The organism is Gemmiger formicilis, assembly GCF_024462815.1.
Taxonomy (GTDB): Bacteria; Bacillota; Clostridia; order Oscillospirales; family Ruminococcaceae; genus Gemmiger.
In genome coordinates this window covers 1-20,112 of record NZ_JANGCG010000028.1, presented here as the reverse complement: position 1 = coordinate 20,112, position 20,112 = coordinate 1, and the positions used below count along the sequence as shown (strand labels likewise).

Here is a 20,112-nt window from a genome sequence, read left to right as displayed (position 1 = left end):
CGTGGGCGGGCCTACGCCCGCCCACGGCGGATTTGATAAAGGGAACCAGACCTTTACCGAAAGATGTCGGAAATTACAGCATCTTCTTCAGCTCGTCATACACAAACTGAACCTTGGGGCCGATAACGACCTGGCAAGCGGTCTTGCTGGGGCGGATAACGCCTGCAGCACCGGCAGCCTTGACGGCCTTCTCGTTGACAGCAGTGCTGTCCTTGACCTCAAAGCGCAGACGGGTGGCGCAGTAGTCAACGTTGGCAACATTGTCCTTGCCGCCGACAGCAGCCAGAACGCCGGAGGCGATGGCGGTGAAGTCGTTGTTGGCGAGGGTGATGTTGGCCTCAGCAGCCTCGGCATCCTCGTCCTCACGGCCGGGAGTCTTCAGGTCGAACTTGACGATAGCGAACTTGAAGACCAGATAGAAGACAACGAAGGCGGCGATGCCCAGAGGGATAATCATCCAAGTGTTAGCATGTGCGGGCAGGCTGGCGGAGAAGATCAGGTCGGTAGCACCGGCGGAGAAGCAGAAGCCTGCACGGAAGCCGGTGTAGTAGGTGATGATGGTGAAGATGCCGTACAGAGCAGCATAGACAACATACAGGGGGAAGCAGAGGAACATGAAGCCGAACTCGAACGGCTCGGTAACGCCGCAGACGAAGGCGCAGATAGCAGCGGAAACAACCAGACCGATAGCAGCCTTCTTGTTCTTAGCAGTCTGGACCATGGCCAGAGCAGCACCGGCAATGCCGAACATCATGCAGGGGAAGAAGCCGGACATGTACATGCCGAGGCTCCAGGTGACACCGTTCTGGCCGGTGACGTCGCCAGCCCAGTAGTGGCTCAGGTCGCCCAGACCGATGGTGTCGAACCAGAACACGTTGTTCAGAGCGTGATGCAGGCCGGTGGGGATCAGCAGACGGTTCAGGAAAGCGTAGATGCCGGCGCCGATGCCGCCCATCTTGGCAATGCCGTTGCCGAGGGCAACCAGAACGCCGAAGATGATGGGCCAGACGAACAGCAGGACAACGGAAACCACGATGGAAACAACGGCGGTCACGATAGCAACGCTGCGCTTGCCGCTGAAGAATGCCAGCCAGTCAGGCAGCTGGGTATTCTTGAACTTGTTGTAGCAGGCAGCACCGATGATGGCGGCCAGGATGCCGATGAAGGAGTTGCCGGCGATCTTGCTGAAAGCAATGTAATCGACGGTGCCTTCCTCCAGGGCGGAACCAACAGCAGCGCGGATGGCGCCCACAACAGCGGGGCTGAGCAGCTGCTGCATCATCAGGAAGCTGACCAGACCGGCCAGACCTGCGGTACCGTCATGGTCGTCAGACAGACCGACGGCAGCGCCGATGGCGAACAGCCATGCCATGTTGTCGATCAGGGCGCCGCCGGCCTTGATCAGCAGGAAACCTACGGTGTAAGCAGCACCGGAGGTCGGGCCCTCGGCACCCATAACGGCGGGAGCCAGAGCGTAACCAATGCCCATCAGGATACCACAGACGGGCAGTGCAGCAACGGGAAGCATAAGAGCTTTGCCGAGCTTCTGCAGATACTTCATCATAAAAGCATTCCTCCAAATTTTTGAGTGGGTTTTTCCCAACTCGGTGCCGGGGCTGTCTGGTTCCGCAGCCCAGCACTTTGTTAACCACATATTAACATATTTTTCATAAAAAAGAAAGCGATTTTCGCAGAATTGTCGAAAAGCCGAAAAAGCGACCGTTTCTTTGTGCATTTTCCAAACACACCATTGATTTTTGCCCAAATTTCTTAAAAAATTTAACAAAATCGAGAAAGTCATTTTCTTAACATACCATTTTACTAGGCTGATGTCCGGCTGTTCTGCCAAAAAATCCCCCTCATTTTTGGTGTATTTGCCACGCGAATAAAATCTGAACATCTTGTATAATAAAGGCAGGCAATCGTTTTTCCGTAACAAAGGAGAATTTCGATGACAAAGCAGAAATACATTATGGCGCTGGATGCCGGCACCACCTCCAACCGCTGCATCCTTTTCAATGCCAAGGGCGAGATGTGCAGCGTGGCGCAGAAGGAGTTCACCCAGTATTTCCCCAAGCCGGGCTGGGTGGAGCATGACGCCAACGAAATCTGGACCACACAGCTGGGCGTGGCGCTCTCCGCCATGAACCAGATTGGCGCTCTGGCCGAGGATATCGCCGCCATCGGCATCACCAACCAGCGCGAGACCACCATCGTTTGGGACCGCGATACCGGCGAGCCGGTCTACCACGCCATTGTCTGGCAGTGCCGCCGCACCAGCGAATACTGCGATGAGCTGAAGGCCCGCGGCCTGACCGAGAAAATCCGTGAAAAGACCGGCCTTGTGATCGACGCCTACTTCTCGGCTACCAAATTAAAATGGATACTGGATAATGTGCCCGGCGTGCGGGCGCGGGCCGAGCGCGGCGATTTGCTGTTCGGCACGGTGGAAACCTGGCTTATCTGGAAGCTGACCTGCGGCAAAATCCACGTAACCGACTACTCCAACGCCAGCCGGACGATGATGTTCAACATCCACACGCTGGACTGGGACGATGAGATTCTGGAAATCCTCGATATACCGCGCTGTATGCTGCCCACGCCAGTGCCCAACAGCCAGTTTTATGAGTACGCCGACCCGATGCACTTCGGCGGCGAAATCAAGATCGCGGGCGCGGCGGGCGACCAGCAGGCTGCGCTGTTCGGCCAGACCTGCTTCCGCTCCGGCGAGGCCAAGAGCACCTTCGGCACCGGCAGCTTTATGCTGATGAACACCGGCGAGAAGCCGTTCTTCTCCCGCAATGGGCTGGTGACTACGATTGCATGGGGGCTGGACGGTAAGGTAAATTACGCGCTGGAGGGCTCTATTTTCGTAGCCGGTGCGGCCATCCAGTGGCTGCGGGACGAGCTGCATCTGCTGGAGGACGCCCGCGACTCCGAGTATATGGCACAGAAGGTCAGGGACACCAACGGCTGCTACGTGGTACCCGCCTTCACCGGCCTTGGCGCACCCCACTGGGACCAGTACGCCCGCGGCGCGATTGTGGGCCTGACCCGCGGCGTGAACAAGAACCACATCATCCGCGCCACGCTGGACAGCCTGTGCTACCAGATTAACGATGTACTGACCGCGATGGAGGCCGACAGCGGCATTGCGATGACGGCGCTCAAGGTAGACGGCGGCGCCTGCGCCAACAATTACTTAATGCAGACGATGGCGGACATCAGCAAGCTGCCGGTCAAGCGCCCCTGCTGTGTGGAGACAACCGCGCTGGGTGCGGCCTATCTGGCCGGACTGGCCGTGGGCTACTGGTCCAGCACCGAGGATGTGCTGCAAAACTGGTCGGTGGACCGTGAGTTTACCCCATCCATCACCGAGGCGGAGCGCACAAAGCGCCTGCGCGGCTGGGACAAGGCCGTCCGGTGTTCCTATGGCTGGGCAAAGGAGGATTGACAGGATGTACGATAGTATCATCATCGGTGCGGGCGTGTCCGGCTGCGCCTGTGCGCGGGAGCTTTCACGCTACAGCGCCAATATTCTGGTTGTGGAAAAGGAGGAGGACGTCTGCTGCGGCACCTCCAAGGCCAACAGCGCCATTGTGCACGCCGGGTATGACGCCGCCCATGGCAGCCTGATGGCTCGCCTGAACGTGGAGGGCAGCCGCCGTATGCCGGCACTGGCCAAGGAGCTGGATTTTGCCTACGAGCAGTGCGGCAGTCTGGTCGTCTGCCTGAGTGAGGAGGACCGCCCCGCACTGGAAAAGCTCTACGAAAACGGCGTGGCCAACGGTGTGGAGGGGCTGCGCATCATTGAGCGCGACGAGCTTGTCCTGATGGAGCCGAACATTGCCGACAGCGCCGTGGCTGCCCTGTGGGCCCCCACCGGCGGCATCGTCTGCCCCTTCGGCCTGACCTTTGCACTGGCGGAAAATGCCGCCAAAAACGGCGTGGCCTTCCGGTTTGATACAAAAGTCACCGGCCTGCACCCCATCAAGGGCGGCTGGGCCGTTGAGACCGACGGCGGCACGCTGGAAGCGCGCTGCATCGTCAACGCGGCGGGCGTCTACGCCGACACGCTGCACAATCTGGCGGACGCTGCGCATCCAATGAAAATCACGGCGCGGCGCGGGGATTACTTCCTGCTCGACCACACCGCCGGGCAGCACGTGCGGCACACCGTGTTCCAGCTGCCGGGCAAGTACGGCAAGGGCGTGCTGGTCACACCGACCGTCCACGGCAACCTGCTGGTCGGCCCGACCGCCATCGACGTGGATGACAAGGAGGCCACCGCCACCACCGCAGCGGGCCTTGATGAGGTGCGCACAAAATCCGGGCTGGCCGTCAAGGACATTCCGCTGCGGCAGACCATCACCAGCTTTGCCGGGCTGCGCGCCCATGAGGCGCGGCACGATTTCTTCATCGGCGAGATTGCGCCCGGCTTTGTGGACTGCGCGGCGATTGAATCCCCCGGCCTGTCCAGCGCCCCGGCCATCGGCGCGATGGTGGCGGGCATCGTGCGGGACAGCCTGCATTTGAAGGAAAAAGCGGACTTTGACCCGACGCGCAAGGGCATCCTTGACCCGAAAACGCTGGATTTTGCAGCGCGGGCCGAGCTGATCCGGCAGAACCCCGCCTACGGCCAGATTATCTGCCGATGCGAGAGCGTGACCGAGGGCGAAATTATAGACGCCATTCGCCGCACGCCCGGTGCCCGCAGTCTGGACGGCGTCAAGCGCCGCACCCGCGCCGGTATGGGCCGCTGTCAGGCAGGCTTCTGCAGCCCCCGCGTTATGGAGATTTTGTCGCGGGAGCTGGGCGTGGACCAGAGTGAAATCACAAAATCCGGCGGCGGCTCCAAAATCATCGTCGGAACGAACAAGGACACGCTGTGAAAGGGGGCTTCGCTATGAATAATGCAGATTTGGTCATCATCGGCGGCGGCCCTGCGGGGCTGGCGGCAGCCGTGGCCGCACGCAAAAGCGGCGTGCAGGACATCCTGATTCTGGAGCGCGACAACGAGCTGGGCGGCATCCTGAACCAGTGCATCCACAACGGCTTTGGCCTGCATACCTTTAAAGAAGAACTTACCGGGCCCGAGTACGCGGCGCGGTTCATCGACCAGGTGCGCGAGCTGGACATTGCCTACAAGCTGAACACAATGGTGCTGGATTTGGCGGCGGACAAAACCGTGACCGCGATGAACAAGACGGACGGCCTGTTCCAGCTGCACCCCAAGGCGGTCATTCTGGCAATGGGCTGCCGCGAGCGCCCCCGCGGCGCGCTGAACATCCCCGGCTACCGCCCCGCCGGTATCTTCACTGCGGGCACGGCGCAGCGCCTTGTCAATATGGAAGGCTACCTGCCCGGGCGGCGGGTTGTGATTCTGGGCAGCGGCGACATCGGCCTGATTATGGCGCGCCGTATGACGCTGGAGGGTGCCAAGGTGCTCTGCGTTGCCGAGCTTATGCCCTATTCCGGCGGTCTGAAGCGCAATATTGTGCAGTGCCTCGATGATTTTGGCATTCCGCTGAAGCTGAGCCACACCGTGGTGGACATTCAGGGCAAGGAGCGTGTGACCGGCATCACGCTGGCACAGGTCGAAAACGGACGCCCCATCCCCGGCACCGAGGAGCACTATGACTGCGACACGCTGTTGCTCTCCTGCGGGCTGCTGCCCGAAAACGAGCTGAGCCGCGCCGCGGGCGTGGAGCTAAGCCCGGTGACCGGCGGTCCCGCCGTGAACGAGAGTCTGGAAACGAACCTGCCCGGCGTTTTTGCCGCGGGCAACGTGCTGCACGTGCATGATTTGGTGGACTATGTCTCCGAGGAAGCCGCGGCCGCCGGCACCCACGCCGCCGCATTTATTCTGGGCAGTGAGCCGCCCGCCGGGCGCATCCTGCCGGTGCACTGCACCAACGGCGTGCGCTACACCGTGCCCACCACCATCCGCCCCGACTGCGCAGGCGACACCGTCACACTGCGCTTCCGTGTGGGCGGCGTGTACAAGAACAAAAAAATCGCGGTCTACTGCGGAGAAAGCTGCATCTACAGCCGCAAGCGGCCTGTGCTGGCCCCCGGCGAGATGGAAACCGTGCGGCTGAAGGCCGACCTGCTGCGTAGCGGCGACGCTGTGACCGTGACCTTGGAGGAGGGCTGACGATGGAAAAACGTGAATTGACCTGCATCGGCTGCCCGATGGGCTGTGCCCTGACGGTGGAGCTGGAAAACGGCGCGGTGACGGCTGTGCACGGCAACACCTGCCCCCGCGGTGACGCCTACGCACGCAAGGAGGTAACCGCCCCGACCCGCATTGTGACCACCACCGTCCGCGTGACGGGCGGCACGCTTGCCGCCGTGAGCTGCAAGACCCGCACCGACATCCCCAAGGACAAGATTTTTGACATTGTCCGCGCCCTGAAAGGCGTAACTGTCCCCGCCCCGGTTGCCATCGGCCAAGTGCTTCTACCCAACGCCGCCGACACCGGCGTGGACGTAATCGCCACCAAAAATGTGCCTAAACACGCGTAAAATCCAGTATTTGCTTTTTCGTTTTCCCGCACCCGGCCACCCGCCGGGTGCTTTTTTGTGTGCGATCCCACTGCACTCTATTACATTTCGTTCTTTCCCCGCCACTGCCCGTAGGGACCGGGCACACACCCGGCCCGCAACTTCCCTGCAAACGCCCCTCTCTCCTTTTTCCACAAAATAACTGCCCACTTTTTGTTTGCTCCGCCAATTTTTTCCGCACCTCAGTGAAAGTCCGATTTATGGGGATTATATTGTGCTACAATGGAAGCAGAACAATTCTTTATTGCAAAACCAGAAAAGACAAGGGGGCCAGAAAATGGAACCAAAGCAGGCATTGGCGCATATCAGCGAGGACGGCCAGCGCACACAGACTGTTGCCGAGCATCTGGACGGCACGGCGCGGCGCAGTGCTTCATTTGCTGCGGCTTTCGGTGCGGAGCAGGATGGGTACTACACCGGTACCCTGCATGACATTGGCAAGTACAGCGCTGCTTTTCAGCGCAGATTGCACGGCGGCGAACGCGTTGACCATTCAACGGCCGGTGCGCAGGTGGCCTTCCGGCAGAAGCAGTTTCCCGCAGCATTTGCCGTGGCCGGGCACCACGGTGGCTTACCCGATGGCGGCTCGCAAGCGGATACCGGTCAGGATAGCACTCTTATGGGACGCATAAAGCGAAATAACCTGCCGCCCTATGACGCTTGGAAAGAGGAAATCTGCCCACCTCCGACCCCGCCGCTACCGCCTGCAAAGACCGGGTACGAGATGGCCTTCTACACGCGGATGCTTTTCTCCTGTCTGGTGGATGCAGATTATCTGGACACGGAGCAGTTCATGGACGGCGCAGCGCCGCCGCGTGGCGGTCACGCAACCATTTCTGCCCTGTTAAAGCTGCTGAACGAACACATTGCTCCGTGGTGGCAGCCCAAAACCGAGCTGAACGCCCGGCGTTGCGAGATTCTGCGTGCCTGCTTAGACACAGGTGCACAGGGCAGCCGAGGGCTGTACACACTGACCGTGCCCACCGGCGGCGGCAAGACCATTGCCTCTCTGGCGTTTGCGCTGACCTTGGCCGCAGCGCAAGGCATGGACCGGGTCATCTACGTCATCCCTTATACCTCTATCATTGACCAGACTGCCGCCGTGTTCGCGGAGATTCTGGGCAAAGAAAACGTTCTGGCACACCATTCCGGTGCGGCGTGGTCTGCCGATGAAAACAGCACCCCCGCCTCCTACCGCAAGGCGCTGGCCGCCGAAAACTGGGATGTGCCCATCGTGGTCACAACCTCAGCGCAGTTCTTTGAATCGCTCTATGGGAACCGCCCTTCTCAATGCCGTAAGCTGCACAACATCGCCAACAGCGTTATTATTTTTGATGAAGCACAGAATCTGCCTGTGCCCTATCTGCGGCCCTGTGTGGCGGCGATTGCAGAGCTGGTGCGTCATTTCCGTGCGGCTGCCGTCCTCTGCACCGCAACGCAACCCGCACTTGGGCCGCTGTTTGCTGAGTTTGCTCCCGAGTTTCCGCTGCGTGAAATATGCCCGGAGCCCACGCGGCTGTATGAGCAGCTTCGCCGCGTCACCCTAAAAAATGCAGGCAGTCTCACCCAGCAGGAGCTTGGCGAACAGTTGGCGGCGCTGCCGCAAGTGCTTTGTGTGGTGAACCGCCGCAAAACCGCACAGGAATTGTTTGCAGCGCTACCGCAGGAGGGCAGCTTCTGCCTGACAACGCTTTTATATCCGGCGCACCGTAAAGCGGCTCTGCAGGAGATACGCCGCAGGCTGGACGTGGGCCTTCCCTGTCGGGTGGTGTCCACCTCACTGATTGAAGCGGGCGTAGACGTAGATTTTCCGGCTGTATACCGTGAAATGGCCGGGCTGGATTCCATCCTGCAAGCGGCCGGCCGCTGCAACCGTGAGGGTAAAAACGCAGCGGAAACAAGCCTTGTGACAGTTTTTACACTGGATGGTCAGTCCGTGCCAAAGATGATACAGTTGAACGTCCAGACAACCGAGCGCGTCCTGCAGCACTATGATGACCCCACAAATCTGGCAGCCATTGAGGAGTATTTCACCTTTTATCGTTCCTTAAAAGGTGACATCCAGCTAGACGCCAAAAACATTCTGTCGGATTTTCAGAATAAACTGATGCCTTTCGCCACAGTTGCGGATAAATTCCGTATTATAGAGGAAAGCACCGTTACAGTGTACATCCCGCAAGGCGAGGGCAAGGAACTGACCGACCAGCTGCGCACCGGCTGGCGCAGCCGTAGCCTGTTCCGGAAGTTGGGGCAGTACGGCGTGCCGGTTTACCCGGATCATCTGCACCGGCTGGAACAGGCCGGGGCCGTGCAGCAGCTGGACACCGACCTTTGGGTGCTGGAAGATTTGCACTGCTACCATGATAAAACCGGCCTTGCTCTGGATGTTGAAACCGGGCAGGCATGGTTTGTTTGATAAGAAAGCAAAAGTGGCAGGGGGTCTGCCCTGCCACTTTTACGCTAAAAGATACATACAACTATTTCTATCCACAGCCCAAATCGGCTGACAAAAGTATTATAATCAAACAAATAAGAAAATGCAATAAAATACTTGACAACGAATAAAAACGGGATTATTATAAGCATAATAAAAGTTACATTCAACTGAATCAGAAAAGGAGTGATGCAGATGATTAAGCTGGAAGTCTGGGGGCCGTTTGCACTTTTTTCGAGACCTGAGCTACATGTAGAAAGAGTCAGCTATGACGTTCCCACGCCCTCCGCTGCGCGGGGCATCATAGAAAGCGTGTACTGGCATCCAGGTATGCTTTGGAAAATTCGGCGCATATACGTGCTAAGCCCCATCAAATTCACCAATATACGTCGCAATGAGGTCACAAGCAAAATTTCGCACTTGTCAGTGAAAGCGGCAATGTTGGGCAAAGAGGGAAAAACATATATCGTAACATCACAGCAGATTGCCCAGCGTGCATCCATGGTTTTACGGGATGTACATTATGTCATTGAGGCAGAGTTTTCCATGACGGACCGCGCAGCGCCAAGCGACAATCCCGGCAAATTCCAAGATATTGTAACCCGGCGTATTGAGAAGGGGCAGTGTTTCAGAGCTCCATGTTTTGGCTGCAGGGAATTTCCTGCCCACTTTCGGGCATGGCCAGGCGGGCCGATTCCGACAATTCAAGAAAGCCGTGACCTTGGCTTTATACTGTATGATTTTGACTACTCTGACCCCAAAAACATCACTCCTCTGTATTTCCATGCCAAAATGGAAAACGGTGTGATAAACGTTGCAGACTGTGAGGTGTTCCGATGATTCTACAAGCGTTGGTTCACTATTATGAGGAACTGCTCGCGCACGGAAAATTGGCCGCACCCGGCTGGTCAGATGAAAAGGTTAGCTGGGCACTGGAAATCGCACAGGATGGCCAACTTCTCTCTGTATACAATGTACAAACAGACGTAACGCGCGGAAAAAAGAAATCGCAGGTGCCGCAGATTATGCGGGTGCCAGAACAAGCAAAAAAGAGTGTTAATATTATACCAACTTTTTTGTGTGGAAATAGCAGCTATTTTCTAGGCATTGACACCAAGGGCAAACCGGCGCGCACACTGCAATGCTTTGATGCCTGTAAAGAATTGCACCTTGCGGTGCTGAAAGACACTCCCGGCAAGGCTGCCGAAGCGGTGCGAAACTTCTTTATAAATTGGCAGCCCGAACAAGCCTCTGAAAATCCAATTCTTGCCCCGCAGCTTGCAGAAATCCTAAAGGGGGGCAATATCGTTTTCCAAGTTGAAAGCGGCCCAAGAGCACAAGACGATGCAGATATTCAAGTGGCGTGGCAGCGTTACCATGGGCATAATAGCTCGGAAATGCTAGTTCGCTGTATGGTAACGGGGCAAATGGCGCCCTTGGCTCGCCTACACCCAAATATAAAGGGAGTTGCCGGAACAAAGTCATTTGGCGCAGCTATCGTATCTTTTAATGAAACGTCATTTTGCTCCTACGGGCACGAACAGGGAGCGAACGCACCTGTCGGAACTTATGCAACATTTGCCTATACGCAAGCACTCAACTATTTGTTGGCAGACTATGAACATGTTCAGTTTATTGGGGATACAACTGTTGTCTGCTGGGCAGAGAATGCAGAAAGCGTCTATCAAGACGCCACTATGGCAATGCTTTTCGGCGCGGACGGCTTTGACACAAACGCCATGTACGATATGCTGGAAAAGCTGGCAAACGGCAAAGCCGCAGACTGGGACGGCATCATGTTGACCCCGGGCACACATTTTTATGTGCTGGGGCTGGCTCCCAACGCGGCGCGTCTATCGGTACGGTTCTTCTGGCAGGATACGTTCGGTGAGTTTGCAAAGAACCTTAAAAAGCACTATAAAGACTTAGAAATTGTTCGCCCTAGCTATGAAACGGTGGAGCGAGTTTCCCCGTATTGGCTAATGCTGGAAACCGTTAGAAAAAGCGATGATGAACAAAAGAAGGAAAAGCCCAAGCTGGATGACAAACTGACAGGTGATTTACTATACGCCATTTTGAATGGGGCTGAGTACCCAGCAGAAATTCTATATAAGGTAATGGAGCGAATCCGGGTTGAACATATTGTGTCCCCTAACAAAGCAGCAATAATAAAAGCATATTATTTAAGAACCGCTAAAAAGCAATGTCCAAAGGAGGTATTTACCGTGGCATTAGACAAGAAAAATTATGAATGTGTCCCGTATGCACTGGGCTGCCTATTTGCAGTGCTGGAAGAATTGCAAGAAAAGGCGAACGGTGAAACATCAACTACAATCAATAGCAGTTATTTCAGTGCTGCCGTATCCACACCAGCCACTGTATTTCCCACATTGGTTATGCTGGGGCAAAAGCATCTGAACAAATTGGAAAAAAATCAAAGAATTTATTATAACAAGAAATTATCGGAAATTATGGCGCATTTTCCGATAAAGTACCCGGCATTCTTAACGTTAAGCGAGCAGGGAACTTTTGAAATCGGCTACTATCATCAATTACAGGAACGCTACACAAAGAAAGAGGAGGCTTGACCTATGTCCGAACCTATCAAAAATCGCTATGATTTTGTTATCCTGTTTGACGTTGAAAACGGAAACCCCAATGGCGACCCGGATGCTGGCAATATGCCCCGCGTTGACCCCGAGACAGGTCTGGGTCTTGTGACCGATGTATGCCTAAAGCGCAAAATTCGCAATTATGTGGAAACAGCAAAAGAGGGCGAGGCTGGATATCGCATCTACATTAAGGAGCGTGTTCCTCTGAATCGCAGTGACGTAGAAGCCGGACAAGCGCTTGGAATTGAAGAAGATTTGAAAAAATTGCAGAAACTTGGGAAAAAAGAAGCAAAGGCTTTAGGGGCAAAATTAAAGGCCGATAATCCCCACGTCGACGAACTGTTGCGGGATTGGATGTGCAGTAACTTCTATGACATCCGCACCTTCGGCGCTGTCATGACAACCTTCGTCAAGGGTGCACTGAACTGCGGTCAGGTGCGCGGACCTGTGCAGCTTGGGTTTGCTCGTTCGATTGACCGTGTTGTGCCACGGGAGATTTCCATTACCCGTGTTGCAATTACAACAGAGGCTGATGCGGAAAAGAAAGATAACGAAATGGGCCGCAAGTACATTGTCCCCTACGCGCTCTACCGTGCCGAGGGCTTTGTCTCCGCCAACCTTGCCCGCAAAACCACTGGCTTCTCGGAGGATGATTTGCAGCTGCTATGGCAGGCAATTATCAATATGTTTGAGAATGATCACAGCGCCGCCCGCGGCAAAATGGCCGTGCGTGAGCTGATTGTCTTTAAGCACGATTCCGAGCTGGGCAATGCGCCGTCCTATAAGCTGTTCGATGCCGTACATGTAAACCGTGTGGACGGCGTGACCGTTCCCCGCAAATACAGCGACTACACGGTCAAAATTGATGAAAACCTGCCTGCCGGGGTAACCTGTGAACGGCTGGGATGATGAATGCTCCCGATGAGTACCTACTCATGTCCGGCATACAACATTTCTGCTTTTGCCGCCGCCAGTGGGCACTCATACATCTGGAACAGCAATGGCAGGAAAACCAGCGCACCGCCGAGGGGCGGCTGGACCACAACCGCTGCCACGATGACGGTCTGACCGAAAAGCGCGGTGATACGCTCATCGTGCGCGGGATGCGGGTCATCAGCCGCCGGCTGAAGCTGACCGGGAACTGTGACGTGGTGGAGTTTCACGCCAGCCCGGACGGCGTGCCGCTGCAGGGGCGCGAGGGCCGCTGGCTGCCCACGCCCATCGAGTACAAGCACGGTGCACCGAAGGAATCGGACGCCGACCGGCTGCAGCTCTGTGCACAGGCAATGGCCTTGGAGGAGATGCTCGTCTGCGAGGTGCCCGCGGGTGCACTCTACTATGCCGAGACCCGCCGCCGCGAGGTTGTGCCGCTGACACCAGAGCTGCGCGCCAAAACGCAGGCGGCTGCCGACGAGATGAACCGCTATTTTGCCCGCGGCTACACTCCCAAAAGCAAGCCCGGCAAGCACTGCAATGCGTGTTCTCTGAAAGAGCTCTGCCTGCCGGTGCTCTATCAGCGCGCCGACCCGGCCGCGTATCTGCGGGCGCACATCGACGAGGAGGTGACGCCGTGAGACAACTGCTCAACACGCTGTTCGTGCTCAGCGCAGACAATTATTTGACGCTGGATGGCGAAAATGTTGTCATCTGCTGCGACAAGCAGGAGCGTGCACGGTTTGCCCTGCACACGCTGGAAGGCATCGTCTGCTTCACCTACGCCGGGGCCAGCCCCGCCCTGATGGGCGCCTGCGCCCGCCGGGGTATCGACCTTGTGTTTTTCTCCCCGCAGGGACGCTTTCTGGCCCGCACCGTGGGCGAGGAGCGCGGCAATGTACTGTTGCGTCAGATTCAGTACCGTGTGGCCGATGACCCCACGCAAAGCTGCCGCTATGCACGCGGCTTTATTCTGGGCAAGGTCTACAACGCCCGCTGGGCGCTGGAGCGCGCCACCCGCGACCATCCGCAGCGTGTGCCGGTGGAGGATTTAAAGCGTACCTCCGCGCAGCTGGCCGTAGCCTTGCCACTGATTGAAGCCTGCGAGGATCCCGGGCAGCTGCTGGGGTTGGAGGGCGAAGCCGCCCAACGCTACTTTGACTGCTTCGATGCGCTGATTTTGCAGCAACGTGAGGACTTCACCTTTACTGTGCGCAGCCGCCGTCCGCCACTGGATAACATCAATGCGTTGCTTTCCTTTGCCTACACCATGCTGGCCCGCGACTGCGCTGCCGCGCTGACCGCTGTGGGGCTGGACCCCTATGTGGGCTTCCTTCATCGCCCGCGCCCGGGCCGTCAAAGCCTTGCCCTTGACCTGATGGAGGAACTGCGTACTGTTTATGCTGACCGATTTGTGCTGTCCTGCGTGAACCAGAAAATTCTGACCGCAAAGGATCTGCAACGGCAGGAAAGCGGTGCGGTTTGGCTGACCGACGAGGGCCGCCGAGCGTTTTTCAATGCATGGCAGAGCAAAAAACAGGAGCAGATTACCCATCCCTTCCTGCGGGAAAAGCTGCCGTGGGGACTTGTGCCCTATGCGCAAGCCCTGCTGCTGGCCCGCACCCTGCGCGGCGATATGGACGTATATCCGCCCTTTTTCTGGAAGTGAGGTGCGCGTATGCTTGTACTTGTCACCTACGACGTCAACACCGAAACCTCCGCCGGGCGCAAACGTCTGCGCAAGGTTGCCAAAGCCTGCGTAAACCACGGCCAGCGGGTGCAGAATTCCGTGTTTGAATGCCTGCTGGACGCTGCCCAGTACACCGCATTCAAAGCCTCGCTGGCCGCGCTGATTGACCCCGAAACCGACAGCCTGCGCTTTTACCAGCTTGGCAACCACTACAAAACCCGCGTGGAGCACCTTGGCCGCCACCCCGAATTTGCTCAGGATGATGTGCTGCTTGTGTAGCGGCCCCGGTGCGAGGCGAAAGCAAGCATACTTTTCCCAGGAGCTTCGCACCGATGCCATCGGACGTTTTGGGGTAAGCTGTGCATTTTTTGCTTGTTGCAATGGGAATGTGAGGCGGATGTTTTAGATTATTTTTGATTTTACAGATAATTTTTTCCCTTTTGCGCAAAAGACACTGTACATTTTTGTACACTTTTGCCGTCGCCACCCGCGAGGGTGGCGTGGATAGAAACGTTTTCGAAGCCCCCGGTCAGGTCGGCAACGGTAACGTCGCCACCCGCGAGGGTGGCGTGGATAGAAACGCGGCTTGCAGCCCAAGGGCGGTATGGCGCTGGCGTCGCCACCCGCGAGGGTGGCGTGGATAGAAACAAGCCAGTCTCGACCTCGTCAACGCGGCGCTTCAGTCGCCACCCGCGAGGGTGGCGTGGATAGAAACGCAAGAGTGGCAGGAAACACCGAGCGTCGAACAGCTGTCGCCACCCGCGAGGGTGGCGTGGATAGAAACAGGAATGTGATTGCCTTTTTGTACCGCGTTCCGGCGGTCGCCACCCGCGAGGGTGGCGTGGATAGAAACTTTTGAGGTTACCGAATCGGACTTTACCAGCAGGTCGCCACCCGCGAGGGTGGCGTGGATAGAAACGTCTGGAAGTCCTCGACGATCTTTCCGCGTTCTTCGTCGCCACCCGCGAGGGTGGCGTGGATAGAAACTAGAAACGCGGCCCTTGTCGTCCTTCACGGTCTGGTCGCCACCCGCGAGGGTGGCGTGGATAGAAACGATGCAAAGGACGACGACGGAAAGACTATCGAGGGGTCGCCACCCGCGAGGGTGGCGTGGATAGAAACATTCGACTGCCTGTGACCAAAATTTTGTGCGTAGTCGCCACCCGCGAGGGTGGCGTGGATAGAAACAGGAGCAGTCCCCACTCAACCAGACCCGCCTAAAGTCGCCACCCGCGAGGGTGGCGTGGATAGAAACGTGCTGCCCAGGTGTTCCCAGCCGTTGCTTGCTGCGTCGCCACCCGCGAGGGTGGCGTGGATAGAAACTTGAATAGAAAACAAACCACCGGCCTTCCACGAGTCGCCACCCGCGAGGGTGGCGTGGATAGAAACGTAACCAAAAGCCCCCACAAGCCCGAAAGAATGGGCGTCGCCACCCGCGAGGGTGGCGTGGATAGAAACTTTCTGTTTACAGGTCGGTAATGGTGTAGGAAACGCGTCGCCACCCGCGAGGGTGGCGTGGATAGAAACATACATGTAACCGTCAATCGGGCGATAATTGTAAAGTCGCCACCCGCGAGGGTGGCGTGGATAGAAACTATAATAGCCGGAAACTTCATTATTTTCCGCACCGGTCGCCACCCGCGAGGGTGGCGTGGATAGAAACATATAGCGTGTTCGCATCTGGTTATAACGGTTTACAGTCGCCACCCGCGAGGGTGGCGTGGATAGAAACGGTTTGCCTCATCGCAGAACAGCCCGATGTTGCCGGTCGCCACCCGCGAGGGTGGCGTGGATAGAAACTTTTTGGCATTTCCGTTCGGGCGGGGCGGAAAAAGTCGCCACCCGCGAGGGTGGCGTGGATAGAAACATCGAAAAAGAAGCAGCCGGAGAAGCACCGCCGCTGGTCGCCACCCGCGAGGGTGGCGTGGATAGAAACGAGTACACGGCGCACTACTCCATTACCGCGCAGGACGTCGCCACCCGCGAGGGTGGCGTGGATAGAAACATCCACCCGATGGTTGGCGGCGAGATCGTGCAGGGTCGCCACCCGCGAGGGTGGCGTGGATAGAAACACAAAATCATCCATCAGCCCTTGAAAGTTCTGTTCGTCGCCACCCGCGAGGGTGGCGTGGATAGAAACATCGCTGTCGCCGTCTGGTTGCTTGCAGATACAGCGTCGCCACCCGCGAGGGTGGCGTGGATAGAAACACGCTCTCGGCGATCTCCGCAGCCGTTGTCGCATTGGTCGCCACCCGCGAGGGTGGCGTGGATAGAAACCCTCAAATGGACTATAAATTTAATCGGGTATACCGTCGCCACCCGCGAGGGTGGCGTGGATAGAAACAGACACCAGCAGCACGGCGTCGCCCAGGTCATAGGGTCGCCACCCGCGAGGGTGGCGTGGATAGAAACTGGTACAAGGATTTTGACGCTATGGCCAAGAAAAGTCGCCACCCGCAAGGGTGGCGTGGATAGAAACCCAATGCGTTGCCCTGCTATGCCAAGCTAAGCCGCGTCGCCACCCTCGCGGGTGGCGTGGATAGAAACTTCTTCGAGTCCGGCCTCGGCTGCGAGAGCGACTGTCGCCACCCGCGAGGGTGGCGTGGATAGAAACGGTATCTTCGGCGCTCTTCAGACCTTTGCCGAACGTCATCGCCCGCAAGGTGTGGCGCAGATAAAAACAACATATCCAAAATCCGCGGAATCATTCCGGTAAATCAGGGATACCACCACCTGGTAAATCAGGCCCATCCGGGTTCGTTCCCTCCCCGGGTTGGCCTGATTCCGAGCCACCCCACACGTCCGGATTACTGCCCCCGCCCGGCGTCAAGCTTCCTGTTCCTCCTGTTTCACCTGTGTCCGGTGGCTCTGACTTTTCCGGTTTATAGGACTCTGATGACAGAAAAACCGTCCCATCAGTTAAATCCGGCAAGGGTATCTTGCTCGCCCGTACAACCGTGCCCCATCCTGCAGGCTCACTATCCGTGGCAACGACGCGATAGGTGACGCAGTAGCGCTTGTTGCAATAGGTAAACAGCGAAATTTTCGCCGGTGATAGGTCTGTATTTGTGTTGCTTGGCAGAGAAAACCGCCAATCGCATTCATCGCAATTCATTTCAGACAGCTCAAAAATCTGTTTTGCCATTCTATAGGCAGCAGCGCCATCCTTCTCGGGTGCCTCAAATCCGCTTCCAATCCTGTTCGGCGTCAGCTTACCTTGTGCGTAGGCTTCGGTGACGGTGGCTTGGGAGGCGGTCAGGACCGCCCGCGCTTCGGCAATGACCGCGGCCTCCTGCGCCTTGTCAATGTAACCGGTCAGCGCAGGCATAAGCACCGCAGCCAATACGGCCAGAATTACCAAAGTAACAATCAACTCGACCAAAGTGTAACCGGTGCTTTTTCGACAGGATTTCATATCCAGCCCCCAAACGTATGTATTCGTATAAATTCAGTATATGCTGGATTTACTGCCAGTGTCAATAGTGAAACCGACGAAGATACGCTGATATCTTTGTTGAATACGTGAACGCACCTATTGGCCGCACTGCATAAACACCCGGCCTCTTTGCAATATGTAGAATTTTCTTGTCTTTTTTTGTGGGATATGCCCAAGCGAATTCCTTGCAAAGAAAGACAAGATTTTGTATACTAATTATGAACATTCTATACAAAATAACCTGTAATTCTTCAAGAAATTATGGCTGAAAGGTCGAGCCTGTTGTGAAAAAAATTAGAATACAACGCGTAAGCGCCTTTGATGTAACGGTAACACTGCCGTTGGCCGTTATTCTGGGGTTGCTGTCGGTGCGCGGGACAGGTGAGCTGTCCAAAATGCAGACCGCAACAGAGGACTATATCCAATGCCAGACGCTGGCACGCCAGCTGCAAAGCGGTTCGGACTATCTGGTAGGGCAGATGCGGATGTACACCGCCACCGGCCAGCGAGAGTACATGGACAATTATTTTGAGAATCTCAATGTCACCCGCCGCCGCGAGACCGCTTTAGAATATTTTGGGGAAAATTACGGCGACACCGAGGCTTTCCCCCTGCTGAAATCCGCCATGATGACCTCGCAGAACCTGAGCTGCACACACCGGTATGCCATGCGGCTTGTGGCGCAGGCAACACTTGTTGACTTTTCTGCATGGCCACAGGAAATCCAAAGCGTATCGCTGCACGATAGCGATATGGCGATGTCGGATGCCGACAAACTGCGCAAGGCACAGCAGCTCGTCAGCAACAGCCAGTACCAAAACACGCGTGACAATTTCACAGAAAAAAATTCCGAGAGTCTGGACAGCCTGATGGAATTGACCCGCAGCCGGCAGGGCAACGCGGAGACGGTCTTTATCGACATTTACCGCAAACAGGAGCTCAGTGCGGCCATTTTGGTCATACTTATGATAGAAATTTGCGCCATGACACGCCGTTTGGTGGTAAAGCCGCTGATGCAGTACGGCGAAAGTATCCAAAAAGACGAGATTTTCCCGGTTGTAGGCGCGGCCGAGCTGCAGGATTTGGCGCTGACTTACAACGAGGTCTACCGCGAAAATCAGGAGACGCAGAAGCTCATCCGCCACGAGGCCGAGCATGATGTGCTGACCGACGCACTGAACCGCGGTTCGTTTGAAAAAATTCTGAATATCTATGAAAATGGCGAGACATCGTTTGCCATGATTATCTGCGATGTGGACATTTTCAAACACGTCAACGATACCTACGGCCACGCCGTTGGCGACCAGATTCTGAAAAAGGTTGCCTCCCTGCTGCAAACCACCTTCCGGAGTATTGACTACGTCTGCCGTATCGGCGGTGACGAATTCGCGGTCATTATGGTGGACGTAAGTCAGGAGCTGGACTACACGGTGCGTGACAAAATCACAACTATCAACAATCAGCTCTCCTGCCCGACCGATGATTTGCCTGCCGTTTCACTGAGCGTAGGCGTAGCCTTTACGGAGCGTGCAAACCCCGGCGAGAGTATCTTCAAGGACGCCGACAAAGCGCTGTACCATGTGAAGCAGAACGGCAAGCATGGCTGCGGCTTTTATTGATGAGACCGAAATTTCCCACAGCTGCGTTAAAACACATCGAGCTGTGGTTGTTTCCGCGGCGGTGTCCTTTTTGCGGTGGTCTGCTGGGTGCTGATGCGCTGCACGGCACCGTCTGCCCGAACTGTGCCGAAGAAGAAGCGCAGCTGCGGCATATTCCGCCGCGCCTTCCCGAGGGAGAGCATGATTTTTACGCGGTAAAAGAAGCCGCCGCAGCTTACTACTATGAAGGCATTGTGCGCAGTGCTATTTTGCGTTGCAAGCGCGGAGGCTGTCCCTGGTTTGCCCGCGAGCTGGCTGATCGCGTAGCTGTGCTGGTGTTTGGGGCACTGCCCGCCCATGCAGTGGGCGAACAGCCGGAGTATCTCGGTTCGGTTACCATGCCGCTGTACAGCTGTATTGTGCCGGTTCCTCCCCGCCAGCCGCGCCCCGGCGTGCCCGGTTTACCCTTGCTGCTGGCGCGCCGTCTGGGCAAGGTGCTGGGTGTGCCGGTAGAAACGCCGCTTTATCTGAAGAACCCGGGCCGCCCGCAGAAGGAGTTGACCCGTGAGGAGCGTCTGAGGAACGCGAAGGGCGCATTTGCCTGCCAATCCGGAGCAGACCTCAGCGGCAAGCGTGTACTACTTGTGGATGACATCATCACAACCGGCGCAACCGTATCCGCCTGCGCAATGGCGCTCATGCAGGCCGGTGCAGTGGATGTAACCGTGGTATCCATTGCCGCCGCAGAGGAACGTGCGGATGGGAAAGGGAAAACAAATCGTAAAAGGAAAAAGCCCAGCCTCTTTCAAGGCTGAGCTTTTTGGTGACCCGTGCGTCCATCT

Annotated in this window: 15 protein-coding genes and 1 CRISPR repeat array; of the genes, 13 read left to right on the top strand and 2 right to left on the bottom strand. The window is 56.7% G+C overall.

What is annotated here, in order from left to right:
* Nucleotides 1-73: 73 nt before the first annotated feature.
* Entirely contained in the window at nt 74-1,564 is a 1,491-nt protein-coding gene (locus NE623_RS13895; protein WP_256272913.1) for a PTS transporter subunit EIIC, read from the bottom strand.
* A gap of 387 nt (nt 1,565-1,951) precedes the next feature.
* Between NE623_RS13895 and glpK the strand changes: the two genes are divergently transcribed.
* From glpK to cas2, 11 genes are all read left to right on the top strand, one after another.
* Nucleotides 1,952-3,454, top strand: a complete 1,503-nt coding sequence (gene glpK, locus NE623_RS13890) for a glycerol kinase GlpK (RefSeq protein WP_256272914.1) — start codon at nt 1,952-1,954, stop codon at nt 3,452-3,454.
* Nucleotides 3,455-3,458: 4 nt separating this feature from the next.
* Nucleotides 3,459-4,892, top strand: coding sequence for an NAD(P)/FAD-dependent oxidoreductase (locus NE623_RS13885; RefSeq protein ID WP_256272915.1), 1,434 nt, complete (start codon nt 3,459-3,461; stop codon nt 4,890-4,892).
* Between the two features lie 14 nt (nt 4,893-4,906).
* Nucleotides 4,907-6,157 (top strand): NAD(P)/FAD-dependent oxidoreductase, encoded by a 1,251-nt coding sequence (locus NE623_RS13880; protein ID WP_256272916.1) that lies wholly within the window; start codon nt 4,907-4,909, stop codon nt 6,155-6,157.
* 2 nt (nt 6,158-6,159) lie between these two features.
* Entirely contained in the window at nt 6,160-6,528 is a 369-nt protein-coding gene (locus NE623_RS13875) for a DUF1667 domain-containing protein (RefSeq protein WP_256272917.1), read from the top strand.
* Between the two features lie 316 nt (nt 6,529-6,844).
* Nucleotides 6,845-8,983 (top strand): CRISPR-associated helicase Cas3', encoded by a 2,139-nt coding sequence (gene cas3 / locus NE623_RS13870; protein ID WP_256272918.1) that lies wholly within the window; start codon nt 6,845-6,847, stop codon nt 8,981-8,983.
* Between the two features lie 207 nt (nt 8,984-9,190).
* On the top strand, nt 9,191-9,841 hold the full coding sequence (gene cas5c, locus NE623_RS13865) for a type I-C CRISPR-associated protein Cas5c (protein ID WP_256272919.1): 651 nt from the start codon (nt 9,191-9,193) through the stop codon (nt 9,839-9,841).
* Nucleotides 9,838-11,589: a type I-C CRISPR-associated protein Cas8c/Csd1 gene (cas8c, locus tag NE623_RS13860; protein ID WP_256272921.1), complete on the top strand. Its 1,752-nt coding sequence runs from the start codon at nt 9,838-9,840 to the stop codon at nt 11,587-11,589. Before cas5c ends, cas8c begins: the two co-directional genes overlap by 4 nt.
* Nucleotides 11,590-11,592: 3 nt before the next feature.
* Nucleotides 11,593-12,522, top strand: a complete 930-nt coding sequence (gene cas7c, locus NE623_RS13855; RefSeq protein WP_256272922.1) for a type I-C CRISPR-associated protein Cas7/Csd2 — start codon at nt 11,593-11,595, stop codon at nt 12,520-12,522.
* Between the two features lie 26 nt (nt 12,523-12,548).
* Nucleotides 12,549-13,187, top strand: coding sequence for a CRISPR-associated protein Cas4 (cas4, locus tag NE623_RS13850; protein ID WP_256272923.1), 639 nt, complete (start codon nt 12,549-12,551; stop codon nt 13,185-13,187).
* On the top strand, nt 13,184-14,215 hold the full coding sequence (gene cas1c / locus NE623_RS13845) for a type I-C CRISPR-associated endonuclease Cas1c (RefSeq protein WP_256272924.1): 1,032 nt from the start codon (nt 13,184-13,186) through the stop codon (nt 14,213-14,215). The genes cas4 and cas1c overlap by 4 nt, the downstream gene beginning before the upstream one ends.
* A gap of 9 nt (nt 14,216-14,224) precedes the next feature.
* A complete protein-coding gene (cas2, locus tag NE623_RS13840) occupies nt 14,225-14,515 on the top strand; it encodes a CRISPR-associated endonuclease Cas2 (protein ID WP_256272926.1) in 291 nt (96 codons plus the stop codon).
* A gap of 200 nt (nt 14,516-14,715) precedes the next feature.
* Nucleotides 14,716-16,850: direct repeats of the CRISPR family, unit length 33 nt; unit sequence GTCGCCACCCGCGAGGGTGGCGTGGATAGAAAC.
* Between the two features lie 90 nt (nt 16,851-16,940).
* Here cas2 and NE623_RS13835 read toward each other — a convergent pair.
* Nucleotides 16,941-17,651 carry a type II secretion system protein gene (locus NE623_RS13835; protein ID WP_256272928.1) on the bottom strand — a complete coding sequence of 237 codons (711 nt, stop codon included), beginning with the start codon at nt 17,649-17,651 and terminating at the stop codon, nt 16,941-16,943.
* A 305-nt stretch (nt 17,652-17,956) separates the two neighbouring features.
* On the opposite strand from NE623_RS13835, the gene NE623_RS13830 reads away from it, so the two are divergent.
* Complete coding sequence (locus tag NE623_RS13830) at nt 17,957-19,291, top strand: GGDEF domain-containing protein (protein WP_256272929.1); 1,335 nt, start codon at nt 17,957-17,959, stop codon at nt 19,289-19,291.
* Nucleotides 19,291-20,085 carry a ComF family protein gene (locus NE623_RS13825; RefSeq protein WP_256272930.1) on the top strand — a complete coding sequence of 265 codons (795 nt, stop codon included), beginning with the start codon at nt 19,291-19,293 and terminating at the stop codon, nt 20,083-20,085. Before NE623_RS13830 ends, NE623_RS13825 begins: the two co-directional genes overlap by 1 nt.
* Nucleotides 20,086-20,112: the final 27 nt, after the last annotated feature.

Coding starts and splice junctions, on each gene's coding strand:
- NE623_RS13885 (WP_256272915.1), top strand. CDS start 3,459: ATGTACGATAGTATCATCATCGGTGCGGGCGTGTCCGGCTGCGCCTGT.
- cas8c (WP_256272921.1), top strand. CDS start 9,838: ATGATTCTACAAGCGTTGGTTCACTATTATGAGGAACTGCTCGCGCAC.
- NE623_RS13825 (WP_256272930.1), top strand. CDS start 19,291: ATGAGACCGAAATTTCCCACAGCTGCGTTAAAACACATCGAGCTGTGG.
- NE623_RS13880 (WP_256272916.1), top strand. CDS start 4,907: ATGAATAATGCAGATTTGGTCATCATCGGCGGCGGCCCTGCGGGGCTG.
- cas5c (WP_256272919.1), top strand. CDS start 9,191: ATGCAGATGATTAAGCTGGAAGTCTGGGGGCCGTTTGCACTTTTTTCG.
- NE623_RS13875 (WP_256272917.1), top strand. CDS start 6,160: ATGGAAAAACGTGAATTGACCTGCATCGGCTGCCCGATGGGCTGTGCC.
- cas2 (WP_256272926.1), top strand. CDS start 14,225: ATGCTTGTACTTGTCACCTACGACGTCAACACCGAAACCTCCGCCGGG.
- cas3 (WP_256272918.1), top strand. CDS start 6,845: ATGGAACCAAAGCAGGCATTGGCGCATATCAGCGAGGACGGCCAGCGC.
- cas4 (WP_256272923.1), top strand. CDS start 12,549: ATGTCCGGCATACAACATTTCTGCTTTTGCCGCCGCCAGTGGGCACTC.
- NE623_RS13835 (WP_256272928.1), bottom strand. CDS start 17,651: ATGAAATCCTGTCGAAAAAGCACCGGTTACACTTTGGTCGAGTTGATT.
- NE623_RS13895 (WP_256272913.1), bottom strand. CDS start 1,564: ATGATGAAGTATCTGCAGAAGCTCGGCAAAGCTCTTATGCTTCCCGTT.
- cas7c (WP_256272922.1), top strand. CDS start 11,593: ATGTCCGAACCTATCAAAAATCGCTATGATTTTGTTATCCTGTTTGAC.
- glpK (WP_256272914.1), top strand. CDS start 1,952: ATGACAAAGCAGAAATACATTATGGCGCTGGATGCCGGCACCACCTCC.